The organism is Streptomyces sp. NPDC001393, from assembly GCF_053597455.1.
Genome location: NZ_JBSFIH010000022.1, coordinates 89,120 through 103,994 on the forward strand (window position 1 = coordinate 89,120; position 14,875 = coordinate 103,994).

13 protein-coding genes and 1 pseudogene are annotated in these 14,875 nt (G+C 68.3%); 7 read left to right on the forward strand and 7 right to left on the reverse strand.

The genetic code is table 11. The features are described from left to right. Positions 1-486: 486 nt before the first annotated feature. From ACWC2T_RS23610 to ACWC2T_RS23620, 3 genes and pseudogenes are all read left to right on the forward strand, one after another. Entirely contained in the window at positions 487-1,740 is a 1,254-nt protein-coding gene (locus ACWC2T_RS23610; RefSeq protein ID WP_450672320.1) for a DUF3631 domain-containing protein, read from the forward strand. 315 nt (positions 1,741-2,055) lie between these two features. Continuing rightward, the gene (locus ACWC2T_RS23615) at positions 2,056-2,631 is read left to right on the forward strand and encodes a hypothetical protein (RefSeq protein WP_450672360.1); all 576 of its coding nucleotides are present in this window, start codon (positions 2,056-2,058) and stop codon (positions 2,629-2,631) included. Continuing rightward, a pseudogene (locus ACWC2T_RS23620) lies at positions 2,621-4,317 on the forward strand (relaxase/mobilization nuclease domain-containing protein). Before ACWC2T_RS23615 ends, ACWC2T_RS23620 begins: the two are co-directional and overlap by 11 nt. 50 nt (positions 4,318-4,367) lie before the next feature. Here the strand turns inward: ACWC2T_RS23620 and ACWC2T_RS23625 are convergent. Next, positions 4,368-4,901, reverse strand: coding sequence for an SMI1/KNR4 family protein (locus tag ACWC2T_RS23625; protein ID WP_450672321.1), 534 nt, complete (start codon positions 4,899-4,901; stop codon positions 4,368-4,370). Positions 4,902-4,991: 90 nt separating this feature from the next. Between ACWC2T_RS23625 and ACWC2T_RS23630 the strand changes: the two genes are divergently transcribed. Further along, complete coding sequence (locus ACWC2T_RS23630; protein ID WP_450672322.1) at positions 4,992-5,495, forward strand: hypothetical protein; 504 nt, start codon at positions 4,992-4,994, stop codon at positions 5,493-5,495. 66 nt (positions 5,496-5,561) lie between these two features. Here the strand turns inward: ACWC2T_RS23630 and ACWC2T_RS23635 are convergent, their stop codons facing one another. The 4 genes from ACWC2T_RS23635 to ACWC2T_RS23650 all read right to left on the reverse strand — a co-directional run bounded on the left by ACWC2T_RS23635 (position 5,562) and on the right by ACWC2T_RS23650 (position 8,575). Then, a complete protein-coding gene (locus ACWC2T_RS23635; protein WP_450672323.1) occupies positions 5,562-6,107 on the reverse strand; it encodes an HAD domain-containing protein in 546 nt (181 codons plus the stop codon). Between the two features lie 31 nt (positions 6,108-6,138). Beyond that, positions 6,139-6,831: a class I SAM-dependent methyltransferase gene (locus ACWC2T_RS23640; RefSeq protein ID WP_450672324.1), complete on the reverse strand. Its 693-nt coding sequence runs from the start codon at positions 6,829-6,831 to the stop codon at positions 6,139-6,141. Position 6,832: 1 nt separating this feature from the next. After that, positions 6,833-7,744, reverse strand: a complete 912-nt coding sequence (locus ACWC2T_RS23645; protein WP_450672325.1) for an aminoglycoside phosphotransferase family protein — start codon at positions 7,742-7,744, stop codon at positions 6,833-6,835. A gap of 81 nt (positions 7,745-7,825) precedes the next feature. Next, positions 7,826-8,575 (reverse strand): hypothetical protein, encoded by a 750-nt coding sequence (locus ACWC2T_RS23650; protein ID WP_450672326.1) that lies wholly within the window; start codon positions 8,573-8,575, stop codon positions 7,826-7,828. A gap of 223 nt (positions 8,576-8,798) precedes the next feature. Here ACWC2T_RS23650 and ACWC2T_RS23655 point away from each other — a divergent pair, with 223 nt between their 5' ends. Both ACWC2T_RS23655 and ACWC2T_RS23660 read left to right on the forward strand, forming a co-directional pair. Then, on the forward strand, positions 8,799-10,154 hold the full coding sequence (locus ACWC2T_RS23655; RefSeq protein ID WP_450672327.1) for a tetratricopeptide repeat protein: 1,356 nt from the start codon (positions 8,799-8,801) through the stop codon (positions 10,152-10,154). A gap of 1 nt (position 10,155) precedes the next feature. Further along, on the forward strand, positions 10,156-10,686 hold the full coding sequence (locus ACWC2T_RS23660; RefSeq protein ID WP_450672328.1) for an NUDIX domain-containing protein: 531 nt from the start codon (positions 10,156-10,158) through the stop codon (positions 10,684-10,686). A gap of 202 nt (positions 10,687-10,888) precedes the next feature. Here the strand turns inward: ACWC2T_RS23660 and ACWC2T_RS23665 are convergent, their stop codons facing one another. After that, positions 10,889-11,689, reverse strand: a complete 801-nt coding sequence (locus ACWC2T_RS23665) for a restriction endonuclease (protein ID WP_450672329.1) — start codon at positions 11,687-11,689, stop codon at positions 10,889-10,891. Between the two features lie 238 nt (positions 11,690-11,927). Next, positions 11,928-12,167, reverse strand: coding sequence for a hypothetical protein (locus ACWC2T_RS23670; RefSeq protein WP_352137775.1), 240 nt, complete (start codon positions 12,165-12,167; stop codon positions 11,928-11,930). Between the two features lie 334 nt (positions 12,168-12,501). Between ACWC2T_RS23670 and ACWC2T_RS23675 the strand changes: the two genes are divergently transcribed. Beyond that, positions 12,502-14,724 carry a hypothetical protein gene (locus ACWC2T_RS23675; protein WP_450672330.1) on the forward strand — a complete coding sequence of 741 codons (2,223 nt, stop codon included), beginning with the start codon at positions 12,502-12,504 and terminating at the stop codon, positions 14,722-14,724. The last annotated feature ends 151 nt before the right edge of the window (positions 14,725-14,875 follow it).

Genomic DNA, 14,875 nt, shown 5'->3' on the forward strand with positions numbered 1-14,875 from the left:
GCAACGGCCCCCGGCGCGCCAACGCCGAGGGCCGGAGATTCCCCTGCACGTCGCTCATCCCTGAACGAACGAACCGGTGAGGGGCGGGACCTTGCCCGTCCCGTCCCTCACCTGAGAGGAACGTCGATGGAGGACTCTACGTCCCCCGCTACCTCGAACACATCTCCACAAGGTCGTCTGGCCTGCCGCTGCGGTCCCCGGCCAGGGCGTCCCCTGGCGCAATGGGGACCGAAGCGGGGACCGAACGGGGTCACGGTCCCCGGCTGCACCCGCCAGCGGCGCTGCTTCGACGGGTGTTCCGGTCGGGGACCGAGATTCCCCCAGCACGGAACATGCGCAGGTCAGCGCCTTGGGGACCGGTCCCGCCGGAGCGGAAGCCGGGGACCGGGTGGAGACTTTTGGTCTGCCGGTCCCCGAATCCCGGGCGAGCGCGGCGCGCCCCGAGCTGATGGTGAGAGCCACGGTCCCCACGCATCTGCGGGGACTGTGGTCCCCGACGGCGGATCGGGGACCGGGGACCGTGCCGGTGCGAGCGGCGAGACGGCCGACGAGGGAGCCGCGCTGCTGGACGACCTGCGCACCGCGATCGGCCGCTACGTGGTGCTGCCGAGCGAGGAGGCCCTGACCGCGGTCACCCTGTGGGTGGCGGCCTCCCATATCCAGCCCGAACTCCAGCACGCGCCGCGCCTGGCGGTGGTGGGGCCGACCAAGGGGTGCGGCAAGTCCCGGGTCTTGGACGTGCTCCACGAAACCGTGTGTCGGCCGATGATGACGGTGAACACCTCGCCGGCGGTGGTCTTCCGGATCATTGGCGAGGACCCGCCGACGCTGCTGGTGGACGAGGCAGACACCATTTTCGGCCCGAAGGCGGGCGACAAGGAGGACCTGCGTGGCCTGCTGAATGCCGGACACCAGCGCAACCGCCCCGCCTGGCGGATATCCGGCCCGGAACACAAGCCGACCGCGTTCCCGACCTTCGCGATGGCCGCGCTGGGAGGCATCGGCGACCTGCCGGACACGATCATGGACCGCGCGGTCGTGCTCCGCATGCAGAAGCGCAAGCCCGGCGAGAAGGTCGCTCCCTTCCGCTCCCGGCACTCCGTCCCGGAACTGAACGCGCTGCGCGACCGGCTGTCCGCGTGGCTGACCCCGCTGCGCGGGGCAGCGCACCGACTGGCGCCACCGATGCCTGTCGAGGACCGGGCCGCAGACACCTGGGAGCCCCTGGTCATCGTCGCCGACCTGGCTGGCGGCCACTGGCCCGCCCAGGCCCGCGCCGCCTGCCTGGCGATGACCCGGAACGAAGTGGTCCAGGACGAACAGACGACGCTGAAGACCCGGTTGCTCCGGGACATCCGACGAGTCTTCGAGCAACAGGGCGACACGGAGGCGCTGCGCAGCCACGACCTGCTCGCCTCCCTCATTCAGGACGCCGAGGCGCCGTGGGCCGAGTACGGGACGAAGGGCCTGAACGCCTACCACCTGGCCAACCTGCTTCGCGACTTCGGCATCAGCCCGGCCAACCACCGCTTCGAGAACGGCAGGCAGGCCAAGGCATACGCCCGCAACCAGTTCCTCGACGCCTGGGCCCGCTACTGCCCCGACCCTGCCCAGCCGACCCGCGCAGCCGGCGAGACCGTGGTCGCACGTCGAGCCCAGGGCAAGCCACCGGCCCCTCCGTCGGGGACGTTGCCCATCGGCCCGCCAGGCGGGCCTGCCGGCCCCAGGTCCACTCGCTGACACCAGCTCCGTATCAATCCGTCGCATCCGTCCCCGCGCAGGTCAGCGCGGGGACGGACTTCCTCGCCGATACGGATCACTCCGTACCTGCGACCGCCTCCGTACCTGTCCTGACCAGCTACGGGACGGATGCAACGGACGTGACGAAGCCCCACCCCACACGACCACCGGAGCACCACCATGCCCGAAACGAGCACCAGCAACTCCCCCACCCGCCGCCGCAAGGGATTCTTCGGCCTGACCCGCCGATCAGCAGCAAGCTGGAGCGAACGAGCCTCTAACGAGGCTTCGTCCGCGCTTGCCCCCGCCCCAGGGGTGGCGGAGGAGAAGGCCGAGCGCCAGGGGGCGCCCGAGCCGGAGGAGGGTGCAGCCGAGACCAGCTGCCCGCCCGCAGCCGACTCCGCCGCCCCGAGCCCTCAGCCGCCGACCGATATCCCGCCGCCCGCTGAGCAGCCCTCCTGGCGGGATCTCGACGCCCCCGTCCTGCCCGCGCTGATGAACCGCAAGCGCACCGTGGAGAAGCGCGACCAGGAGAAGACCATCCGCTTCACCCGCACTGCGGTCCGCGTGATCAGCGCCGCCGCTCACCAGCGCGGTCAGAAGTTCGCCGGATTCGTCGGCGACGCCGCCCTCGCCGTCGCCCTCGGCAAGGCGGGGCTGGTCGGCAGCCTGGAGGACGACTCGGTCCACCCACTGGTCGAGGCCGTCGAGGCACAGACGGTCGCGTTGAACCGCATCGGCGGCAACCTCAACCAGATCACCGCGGCCATCCACCGAGGAACCGTGCCCGAGCGTGCCGAGGCGGTGCTGGATCGCGTCGAGCAAGCCGCCGAGAGCAGCTACCGACTGATCGACCAGCTCCTGACGGAAGGCACCGCGCATGGTTCCTGACGTCTCCACCGGCTCCGACACTCGCGGACTGATCGCCTATCTCTTCGGCCCCGGCCGCCGCGACGAGCACACCGACCCTCACATCGTCGCCGCCTGGGACATGGCCGGCGCCCCCGACCCCGGCCGCGACCCGGCAGCCACCTACTCCCGGCTTGCCAAGCGCCTCGACCACCATGTCGACCTGCGCACCCGCGAGCTGGGCGGCAAGAAGCCACCTCAGCATGTCTGGCACTGCCCGGTCCGCACCGCGCCCGGCGACCGCTACCTCACCGACGCCGAGTGGGCCGCGGTCGCCCGCCGCATCGTTCACGCCACAGGCATCGCCCCCGAAGGCGACGAGAAGGCATGCCGGTGGATCGCGGTGCGTCACGCTGACGACCACATCCACATCATGGCCACCACTGTCCGCGCCGACGGGCGCCGCCCGCGCACCCACCGCGATGGACAGCGGGCTCAAGCCGAGTGCCGCAAGATCGAGGTCGAGTTCGGCCTGCGCCGTCTGAAGTCCGGTGACCTGACCGCGCCCCGCACTCCCACCGGCGCCGAACGCGCCAAGGCGGAACGCCAGGGACAGTCGGTCACGGCACGGCACTGGCTGCGTGAGCAGGCGTACGCGGTCGCCGCCGCCGTACACAAAGAAGCCGACTACTTCACCGTGCTGCAGTCCCTCGGCATCAAGGTCAAGACGCGCCTCGGCCCCGAGACCGGTGACGTGATCGGCTACAGCCTCGCCGCCCCCGGCGACACCAACGCGGCCGGCGAACCCGTCTGGTACGGCGGCTCCAAACTCGCCCCCGACCTCTCCATTAACCGCCTACGCGAACGCCTCCCCGACCAGGAGATGGCCGACCGCCCCCGGTATGCGGCGGACCCCGCCGCCCCATGGCGGCACACCACCACCGCCATACACGCGGCACGCACCGTCCTCGACTCCGGTGACGATGCCGCCGCCCAGGGCCACCTGGCCGCCTTCGGCGATGCCCGTACAACATCGCCAGCGCCACGACCGGCCCACACCGGGCAGAACTGCGGGCGGCGGCGATGGCGTTCAACCGCGCCCGCCGCTCCGCCACCCGCGCCGACCACCAAGCCGCCACCGCCCTGCGCAAGGCCGCCAAGGAACTCGCCTACGCCTCCAACGAGCCGGGCGGGCTCGCCATCGCCCTGCTCTTCGCCACCGTGCATCTGGCCCGCGCCGCTGCCAAGTGGCACGAGCAGCGCGGCCACGAACAGCAGGCCGCTGCGGCCGAGGAAGCCTTGGGCCACCTCCAGGCGGGCTACCAGCAGGCCGCCACCCTCGTCCTGGCGGACTTGGCCCGCCGCGCACCACGAGCCGCAACTGCCAGCCGCTACGAGCAGGACGTTCGCGCGGCCCTCCCCGACCACGCCGACCGGATCCTCACCGACCCCACTTGGACCGCCCTCACCACAACCCTCGCCCACGCCGAGACCGCCGGCCACAACCCCCGACGTCTCCTGACCGAGGTGAGCGCCCAACGAGAGCTCGACAGCGCCGAGCACCCCGCCGAGGTCCTCAACTGGCGCATCACCGCTCGACCGAACCGGCGGACGCAAGCGGCCCGCAGCCGAAGCACCGTCAGCGGCACCTCGGTTATGTCCGCTACGCCACACCCTCCGGCCACACCAGTGGCCATGAGGCCCGAAGAGCACAGTCGGCACCGCTGACCCCGGCCCGATGCCCCGCCACGCCTCGTGGCGGGGCATCGGGCCCCGGCTCAACGGCAGAGCTTCATGATGGTGTCGTCGAAGTCAGGAAACTCCTGTGTGGCTTGCGCGATGATCGCCGTTGCCGACGCGCGGCGGTCCGGAGCGAATTGCTCCGCGATGGCCGTCAGGTCGCGATTGACCTGGGGAGCCCAATCAGGCTCGGGCTCATACGAGGTGGCTGCTTCCCACGGGCCGAAGCCGTCAGCCAGCAGCCACAGGAAGGCACCCAGGTCGCGAGCGACAACGCCTGTCTCTCCTTCGGACCCCAGAAAGACAACGGGCTGCTCCACCAGTTCCCGACCTGGACGAACCAGCCAGAACGCTGCGTTCCCGCCGGTGCCGTCCTGTCCAAATACGCGGAAGCCGTCGCCGTTCAGCTCGCTGTTGCCTGTCCACGCGCGGAACCACTCGGTGGTCTCATCGGCAGTCAGAAAGGACTCGTAGGGTTCGAAGTCGACACCATCCTCGCCAATGCACTCGAGTCGGACCGCCATGGCAGCGGCGAGCGCGGTGGGGAACTGGCGATCTCCGTTCACGGTCATGCGAACAGAGTAGCGATCGGCTTGGGCTGCCAAGCTGCTGATAGTGCTGGCGGATCTCCAACCGAGGTACGCGTGGGGCATGCTGTCACGGTGAGTGAATCCTCAAACGAGTGGCAGGCTTGGTTGAACAGTCTGGACGCGCGTGGAAGGGCGGCAGCGGAGTCGCTGCGCGCGCGATTCGAAGCACTCGGCGCAGCCGATGCTGGCGACTGGGCCAAGTCGGAGATCTGCGAGGACCTTCCACACCTCGCGCGGTTCATGCTGCTGCGAAGTCTGTGGCACGGTCCGATCGGCGGTTGGGCCGATCCGGATGCCATCGATCAGCTTCCTGTTGCCCAGCGGCTCCTTGCTGCTGGGGCGAACAAGGAGGATCTCACTCGCCTGGCGCGAGCGGTCGCCTATGAGGCAGTGTTCGCAACGCTCGATGAGCTCGACACCGGGAGTGATGTGAACGTATCGGGCATCGATGTCGGCTGGCTCGTCATGGAGTCAGCCGAAGACGGCGCCCCGACTGGTCGAGCCCTCTCGGGCCTGCACGAAGATCTCTTGGCCATGGACCCGAGTGGGCGCGATGGAGCGGACTTGTGGCAGTAGCCCTGGTGCAGGGCCCACAGCGCACCCTGATGCCCTCGCTGTTCGTGGCAGCGAGGGCATCAGTCGTCAGGTGGCGTGGGCTGTGCGTAACTGCGCGACCCACCTCGTGACCTCGTTCAGGTGCTCGGGCTGCAGCCCAAGGTACGGGTCGGGCTGAACAAGGAGTGTTGGCGTTCCCTTGGCGGTGCGCTCCGCCGCCCAGGCGAGGTCAAGACCGGTGAAGTCGTCGTCGATCCAGACGACGGGTGCGTCTGCCAGCCAGGCGTCGACGTGGTCGCGCTTCCAGAGGTAGCCGTTGGGGTGGCTGGTGGTGATCTGCGGACGCGGCAGGTCGACGTGCGGCAGGTCCGGGAGGCCCAGGAGCGGGCCGATGAGGGTTGTGGCGTCCTGCCGCCAGCTGGTGCACCAGACGGGGGTGACCAGGCCGGTACGGATCACGTCCATGAGCAGGCGGCCGTGGGCAGGGTGGAGCCAGATGGTCACCGGGTTGTCGGCGCTGCGGCCGGCGGGGACGACGTCGTGACGGGCGTGCGTGGCCGGGGTCGAGCGGTGCTCGTCGGGGAAGGGTATGAGGACGCCGTCGATGTCGAGGAGCAGGTAGGGCGGGCGCATCGGTCCTCCAGAGGCCGGATGAACGCGGCTGTCAGAGCTTGCGGGCGCGGATCAGCAGGGTGGTGGGCCAGTGGCCCATGCGGGGGTCGTGGAACTCCTGGGCCGAGGTGAGCCAGAAGCCCGCTCGGCTGAGGTGCCTCTCCCAGCGGTCCGTGGAGAACTCCCAGCGGGCGATGGGGAGCCGGGAGCGGTCGGGCAGGGTGACGTGGTCGCGGCGGGGCCGGTCATCGCCCGAGGGGCTTCGGCCACCACGCTGCGGGTGGGGGACGGAGAAGGCGAGCACTCGTCCGGGCGTGAGGCGCTGCGCGATGGCTGGCAGCAGAAGCTCAGGGGCGACGAGGCCGATGGCCCCGAAGACGGAGTAGATCGCGTCGAACTGCTCGTCGGAGGCGTGCAGGTAGTGCAGGGCGTGACCGGCGACGAAGGTGAGGTTGTTCAGCCGTCCGTAATGGGAGCGGGCGCGGCGGACCTGGAGGCCGACCAGGTCGACGCCGGTGGCACGGGCGCCATGGCGGGTGGCGAGGTGGGCGGCGTTGTGGCCAGGGCCGCAACCGAGTTCCAGGAGTCGCTTGCCGCGCAGGTCGGGGCCGAGGACGTCGGCGCCGGGACCTTGGCCGGGTCTCGTCGTCCACTCCATCCGGGCGGGTACTGCCAGAGGTTCGGCGAGTCCGGCGGCGGTGCGTTGGTGGGCGTGGGCGTGCCAGGGGGATGCCTGGGCGAGCACGTCAGATCTCCAGGAGGTGGAGGACGTCGGTGAGGTGGCGGCGGACGGCCTTGATGTAGGCGGGGTCGGTTGCCGGGTCGTTGATCCAGCGGATGGCCTGCTCCATGAACCACTCGACGGCCCACATGCGGTGCCAGCCCAGGGCCCAGTTCTCGGCGGTGAGCCCGCCGCGCGGAGCGAGGGCGTCGGGGGTGCCGCCGGCGGTGACGTACTGCTCCAGGAAGACGCGCAGGCGCACGGGGTGCGGGGGATCGATGGTTCCGTGCCAGCTGGCGAGGTCGAGCAGGCCGGGACCCGTGAAGGCGCGGGCGAAGTCGAGCAGCCGCCAGCCGCGCTCGCCGATGTGGAGGCTGGTGGGGTGGAACTCGGAGTGCACCCAGCCGAACGGTTCCAGCGATGCTCCGGCCGAGCGGGCCTCGGCGGCCTGGGCGATCCGGTCGAGCGCGTCCGCGACGTCGTCGGCGTCCTGCCACCGGTCGCCCTTGCGCAGCCGTTCGAGATGCTCCAGCGACCTGGCCGGCAGCGTGCGCAGCCGGTCCTGGTCGAGGACGGGCAAGGATGGAGCCGTACGGGTGCCGTGCAGGACCACGGCCGCGGCGACGCCGTCGAGGTCGTCGGCCTCGCGTACGGAGGGTCCGAGGTCCTCCATAAGCATGCCGAGCCAGCCGTCCAGGACGGCGGAGGCGTGGACCTGGGGGACGGGTACGCCGAGGGTGTGGGCCAGGCGGAGGGCCTGGTCCTCGCTGTCGAAGGGCTTCTTGGCGTACTTGAAGATCGCCGTGGTGCCGTCGGGGAAGGTGACGCGCTCGACTCCGGACATGGACCACACGCGTACCTCCTCCCGTACGGCGGTGGTCCGGCCGGTTGCGGTGAGCAGGTTGTCGAGGAGTTCGGCGCTGGGGTTTGTGGTCACGGGAGGGCTCCGGGGAGGGGTGGTGGCGTCCGGGGCGGGCGAGGGATGCCGGCCCGCCCCGGAGCCTGATCGGGAGGTGGGTTACGCGGCGGGGTTCACGCGGTGGGCGTAGACCTGCTCGATCCAGCTCGCCTTGAACGCGGCGAGGTCGTCGCGGAAGTTGGCCATCGAGGCACCGTAGGGCGCGACCACGCCGCCGGACTGGTCCGGCACGGACTGACAGCCGTGCACGAGCCGGCCGCCGAGCGCGGCGTGGGCCTTGATGGACTCGATCCGGCGGTGCTCGTTGAACCAGCCGCCGTGGTAGACCTCGTCGAGCATCCCGCCCGTCTCGTCGTCGAGGTCGAAGACGACGGAGGTGGCGGCGGGGAAGAACCAGCACGGGCCGACGTTGGAGATGTGCCCATCCAGCTCGACCTTGTTGAGCGCCATGAGCGTGGCGGCCTCGCGGAGCATCCGCAGGTGGTCGGCGGTGATCTGCGGCAGGCCGAGGCCGGCCAGGTGCTCGTCGCGGAAGAGGTACGCGTACACCTCGTACGCGGTTGCCAGGACGCGGGCTGCGTCGGAGGTGGACTCGCTGTGCTGCTTGATGAAGTCCAGCGCGAGCTGCTCGACCGCGCTCTCGGTCGTCTCGTCCACGTCCAGGAGCTGGGACTTGACCAGCTCCCAGTCGGCGACGAGCCAGGTGCTCGACTCGAAGCGGAAGAAGTACTCGGCCGGGTCGATCGTGATGCGCCGGCCGTCGACCTGGATGCCGGGCAGGCGGCTCCAGCGCGGGTCGAACGCCTCGGGCAGCTCGACCGTGATGGCCGTGGTGTCGATGGTGGTCACCGTGTCTCCGTCTCTGATCGGCCGGGTCCAGGCACAGGAATGCCCGAGCCCGGTGTGGGCGTACGGAACTTCGGGGTGCCGCCCGGACCAAGGGGGGGCCTGGATCACGGTCGCGCCGTTCCGGGCGGCTGCTGATAAGTGAACCGGTGGTCACGCTGAGTGGGTACGGTGGAAGGCAGTTGAAGCGGTATACGCGGTTTACAGCTCCAGGGCGGAGGCGATCGTGGCGGCGCAGAGAGAACCCAACTCCCGTCTGCGTGACGTCATCGCGGCGGCCGACTGCACCTACGAGGCCCTCGCCAGAGACGTGCGGCGCATCGCCGCCGAGAACGGCGAGATGCTCCAGACCAACAAGTCGGCCATCTCACACTGGGTGAACGGCACCCGCGCCCCGTCGGGCTGGGTAGGTCAGTACCTGGCCGAGGCGCTGTCCCGCCGAGCGGGGCGCACGGTCACCCAGACCGAGATTGGCCTCCAGGCCGGCGGTGACGAAGAGCCGGCGGAATCCGACCCCGTCCTCGCCGTCACCGACCTGGGCCGCGCCGACGTCGAACGTCGCCGCTTCCTCGCCATCGCGGCCTTCACCACCGCCGGCGTGGCCATGCCGCTCGGCTACGACCACGAAGCCACCACCCGCATGCTCCGCGCCCGCACCGGCACGTCCCTGGTCGGGGCGGAGGACGTGGACGTCGTACGCCAGATCACCGCGGCCTTCAGCGCCGCCGACGAACGCCTCGGCGGCGGGCACGGCCTGACCACCGTCACCGCGTACCTCGCCGACACCGCCGCCCCCATGCTGCGCGGACGCTTCCCCAGCGAAGCCTTACGCCGCGCCGCCTTCGGCGCCGTCGCCGAACTCGCCTACCTCGCAGGGTGGAAGCACCACGACCTCGGCCAGGAAGGCGCCGCCCAGCGCTACTACCAGGTCGGCTACAAGCTCGCCTGCGAAGCCGACCCCCACGGCCACGCCGCCTGGATGATGCGCGCCCTCGCCCACCAGGCACTCAGCCTCAAACAGCCCCACCACTGCGTCGACCTCGTCGAAGGCGCCCTGCGCCGCGGCCTCGGCCACGTCGACGGCCAGACCGAGGCCCTCCTTCACATCACCCACGCCCGCGCCTACGCCGCCACCGACGAGAACTCGTCGGCCGCACGCGCCCTGCTCGCCGCCGAGGACGCCCTCCTACGGGACGACGGTCCCCAGCCCAGCTACTCCCGTGTGAGCGGCCCGGCCGCCGGCACCGTCGCTAGCCACACCGCTCGCACCCTGACCGACCTCGCCGACCACATCGGCACCGAACAGCAGCACCGCGACGCCCTCACCCGCTGGGACCCCGAGAAGTACAGGCGGGTCCATGCGCTCACGCACGCCGACCTCGGCGACAGCCTCGCCGCCCAGATCCGCGCCGACGAGGCGGTTGCCGCCTGGACCCAGGCCCTGGTCCTCATGGAGGGCATGACCTCCGACCGGACCCGTAAGGCAATCACCTCAATCCGCTCCACGCTCGCGGTCTACCAGCGCCGCCGCGTTCCCGGTGCCGCCGATCTCGCCCGCCGCGCCCGCGAGGCCCTCGCCTAACATGCCCAACAACCCGCCCGACGAAGGGAACGCCGTGACCCAGCAGACTGACGACCAGCCCAAGGCCCTCAAGCCGGCGCTCGAATCGATGACCCTGCTGGTCGCGGCCGTCATCGTCCACGACAAGGCCACCAACCGCGTCGTCCTCCTCCAGCGCAGCGAGAACGCGAAGTTCGCCCAGGGCCTGTGGGACCTCCCCGTCGGCAAAAGCGAGCCGGGCGAACCCGTCACCGAAACCGCGGTCCGCGAGCTCTACGAGGAGACGGGCCTCACGGTGAAGCCCGAGTCCCTCAAGGTCGCCCACATCATCCACGGCGCCTGGGGCGTCGAGGCCCCCAACGGCTTCCTGACGGTCGTCTTCGCCGCCCATGAATGGACCGGTGAACCCGAGAACCGCGAACCCCGCAAGCACTCCCGGGTCTGCTGGGTTGATGCCAACGCCATCCCTGACACCTTTGTCGACACGACTGCCAGTGCTCTCCATCAGTACCTGCGCGGCAGCTCTCAGGTGTCACTTAACGGGTGGCGTTAGTTGCGCGTCCTGAGTGTGGGTGCAGCGCCTTCCGCCGCCTCCGGCTTGATGGCGACGGGCTGGTTAGGCTACTCACCCGGGAACATCGTGGCTGGGAAGTAGCAACTTCCGGTCTCATTTGCATGACGCTTCTTGCGTCGCAAAAGTTCGTCGAGCGTGAGGCGCCCGTCGAGAACATAGAAGAAATCGAGTCCCTCCATCGTTAGGAACGGCGTACTCTCTCTGTATGCTTCTCGGGCTCCGCTAGTGAATCCACGCTGATAAATATTCCAAGCGAGTTTTTTCCCTTGCGCCTCACCTTCTCATTGAAGCTGTAGAGGTGGTGCGGCTGGATCGCCTCCTGCCACCACTTGGCCTCAACGATGTAGTCGTCCGTGTCGAAAGTAAGCGAGCCGTCGATTTGCTCGTACTCCAGGCTGTATGACAGGCGAGGTTCCATGTCGAACAGCCTGAAGATGTCATTCAGGAATGGCTCGAAAAGTCTGCCAGCCTTCTGGCGATTATCCATACGCTCCAGTTCGAGGAAGCGTTCTTTAAGGGCGGAAAGCTTAGCTTCAAAGCTATGCTGGGCCTCTACCACGGCGCGGTACGTGAGAAGTTCATCATCGAAATTCGACTGTTGCTCGTGGGCAACGCGCTGGCGGTCCACCAGCACCCTGAGATGGTCGACTGCTTCCTTTGCCTCGGCGATCAGGGATTCGGCGTTCTCGTGTCGTTTCAGTGCAGGGAAGCTCGTCAGCTGAGAAACTTCCGCCATCATTCGAAGCGAAAGGTCGCGGTATTGGCGCTCATTTGCCATCAACCGGTCCACGAACTCATCTGCGGTGGCCCACTTGTAGCCGCTGAAGTCCATATGTGCCAGCAGTGAAGGGTGGTCTGTGGCCCACAAGCGGATGAATCGTTCGAGGTCGCGCTTGTACCAGAAGATCGACTTAAGCGCGCCGGCCAGGGCTCCGTAGGCGGCTGGGCTGATCGGCTGCGCTGGTTTCGGCGTGCTCGTCATCCCTCGTCCGGCCTTCCAGTCTCTGTGTGGGGCTGCTAACGCCTGGTCAGATGATGCTACAGAGGGGAGTCGGGTGCTTACCTGCCTCCGCGTCGGATTGCCCGTCCTGTGCGGCGCCGCAGGGCAGGGTTGGTCCGCAGACATTCTGCTTCCGTGTCTGAGCTTCCGCCAGGAACGCTGCTCAGCAGTCAAGCAGCGGTCTGGTTGGTGCCGGTCGGTCGGCTTTGAACACCTCGTTCTACTGGCGGCGCCGCAGCTGCTGGATGGTCGGCACGATGGCCAGACAGAGCAGAGCGGTCCCGCCGAAGGCGGCGCCGCCTGCGAGCAGGGCGTCCACCGGCGTGCTCCCACCGAGGCGCTTGAGGAAGCCGGTGCACGCCGCGACGAGTAGCGAGAACAACAGCATGACCAGCAGCCAGGGGAACCACGTGCCGCCTGTGGTGTCGGTGGGCCGGGGCGGGCTCGGAGGGGGAGTCACGGCGGAGTTCCTTGTCAGATCGACTACTTGACGCGTTGAAATCGCGTTGGGATTTCTAAGTTCTAGCGCAAGAGTGCATGGTTACGCATCCAAGTCCACATATTTCATTGAAGTTGGGCAGATTCTCGTGTTAGACGCTCAACATTCAACGGCAACCGGTCATTTTCGTTCATTTTGTAGCATCGGCTTCGTATTTCCAATGTGACGCGTAAGCATGGATTCGACGGACTGGCCTGGCGAGATCGATCGGCTTGGAAAAGAGAAGCCTGAAGGGCGTGGTCGATCTCGCCTGGCAGCGGTCTCGGTGAACCCGATGATGTGATGGGGAGAAACGGTGGTTGAGAACGCTCAGGCGGGGCCATTTCCTCGCCCTGCGTCTTTGGAAATGCAGCGCAATTGGGTGGAAGCGGGTCTGAACACGCCCGGGGTGAACGTTCCACGTGAGGCACTGCTCAATTTTGCCCCATTCGTGGTCGATCCGGAGTCTATGCTGACCGAACAAGATCAGGTCGGGGCACGAATGTGGCGACCGGATGCCCTGCGGCAGCTCCACACCGATGCAGGGGACATGCTGATCGCGGCGGTACGGATGCATGGCGCTGGGGGAAGCGTCTGGGAACACAACGAGCGGATCAGCTCGTTGTGGCACTCGCCCGCCAATCCGGCACCGGTGCGGGAGGGCGAGAGCTCGCTGTCCGCAGTGCGTCCCTACGTCCAGCAGGTGGCTGGCGGCTCGACTCAGGAGTTTGCGGCCGTGGAGAGCGTGGCCGAGAACCGCGAGTCACTGGTCGCGAATCTGGAGAAGGCCGCGTCGGGGCTGCGCGAACGGGAAGGCCACCGTTCCTACGATCTCAGGCAGGACTTGATCCTTAACGGGCAATTGGAGCCGGGCCTTTACGTCGCGCAGCACATCCTTATCAAGGAAGCGCCGCTACAGGCTCGGGATGGACGTCCGCTGCATCCGTCCGAACACTGGCAGTGGATGGCGGTCCGGGGCAACAACCGGACGCAGCGGCGCCACGACATTTTCCGGATTTCGTCCGCCGATGTGGTCGCGGGTGTCCCGGTCAAGAAGATCGGAGGGAGCGGGGAAGGCGTTGTCTTTGATCCGAACGACTGGCTCACGCGCCTCTCCGACCTGCTGAACGAGGAGTACGCATCGCTCTCCGCCGCCACGAGCCCTGCCGATCCTGACGACGACTCCCGTGCCATGCAGGCTGCCAGGCTCGCGGTGGTGGAGTCCCACCTGGTCGTGGGCACCTCGGCACCACGCAGGCTCTACCGCATCGCACAGATGAGCAATCGGCGTGACCACGTTCATATGCCGCTGGAGTTCACCCCGAACGACCGAGGACGGGCGCTCGGTCGCAGCGTGCTCGGAATGTATGCAGCGGAGGGATTGCTCGACGAAAGGATCGCGGAGGTTTTGTCAGGAGACGTGCCTATTACAGGGTTGCCAGGGCTGCCGGCGGACGCGGCGGTATCGGAGCTGCGGGACATCCGTTCGATGATGCTTGTCCGGGAGCTGTTTCCGGTGGAGCGGCGCAAGCGGCTGCTGATCCGACGGGCACTCAGCGAGGCGCCGCCGTCCCAACTGAGCGCTCCGGAGGCCAACCGGCGGGCGCGGGTCTGGTCAGCCATGACCTCGGAGAGTTTTCCAAGCCCGTGGAACCCGCGGATCGCGGAGGTCTTCCAGCTCGGCGATGTTCGGGACGGCCTCAATCCCTCGGACCGCCGGTTGCCGGAGCTGCTTGCCCAGGCGGACACTGATGATGTGGCATTCGAGGAACTCATCTCCTTCCGGGCGGCACATTGGCTCGCGGCCTTCGACATCATCGACGCGGACCGGGGATCGCTGACCGGGCAGAAGACCGACGACGACGGAGCCAAGGCGGACCGCGTCCGACGGTCAGTCAAGAACAGCCTGATGGCCATGCGGAACAACCGCCGCAAGGCGGTGGGTGTCCTGCGGGAACTGGCAGCCGCGATGGACGAGGGGGACCGTCGCCCACGGAAGGTCTCGGCGACCGGTGAACCCTTGCTGGAACCGATGAACCGGGCTTGGTTCAACCGGGAGTTCCCCAAAGAGGCGGGAATTCGTGGGCGTGGGGTGCCGAAACCACGGGGCAACTCCGCTGTGCCGCGGTCAACCGCGCAGTCCGTTCGGCTGGCGGATAGCAACGGTGCTATGGCGGTGCCCGGCGAGGAGCGGACGGCACCTGCAGCGAAGAATGGGCCTCTTCAGTCTCCGAAGATCGTACCGACCCGTCCGGCGCCGGATGAGGTTCAGCCGCCGAGCCTCGAAAGTGCCCCTGCGACCGACCCGGCGCCCGATTTGGCGGTGAACCTGGAGCAGCAGGTGGGGGCGCTTCTCCACGACGTCGGGAGATGTCAAGAGCTTGCCGCGTCTCTGGCCGCGCTTGCGAAGCCTGGAGGCCGCTCACTGACTCGGGACCAGGCGGACAGCATGACACTGGGCTTGATGACGGCTGAAGTGGAGATCCGCCGATTGCGGGCGAAGCTGGAAGGACTTGCCGAGCCGCTTGCAGGTCCGTGAGACGCTACTGGGTCCGTTCGGGCCGTGTATGCAGCTACGGACGAGAGTCGAGAGGCAGCTTCTTCCGAGGAGGCGGGGTCGAGTCCGAGGGCGTGCAGGAGGTGGTCGCGCTCGGTGTTGAAGGGCCATCACCGCCCATTCCCGGCGGCGT

Coding starts and splice junctions, on each gene's coding strand:
- ACWC2T_RS23625 (WP_450672321.1), bottom strand. CDS start 4,901: ATGACCGTGAACGGAGATCGCCAGTTCCCCACCGCGCTCGCCGCTGCC.
- ACWC2T_RS23635 (WP_450672323.1), bottom strand. CDS start 6,107: ATGCGCCCGCCCTACCTGCTCCTCGACATCGACGGCGTCCTCATACCC.
- ACWC2T_RS23660 (WP_450672328.1), top strand. CDS start 10,156: ATGCCCAACAACCCGCCCGACGAAGGGAACGCCGTGACCCAGCAGACT.
- ACWC2T_RS23665 (WP_450672329.1), bottom strand. CDS start 11,689: ATGACGAGCACGCCGAAACCAGCGCAGCCGATCAGCCCAGCCGCCTAC.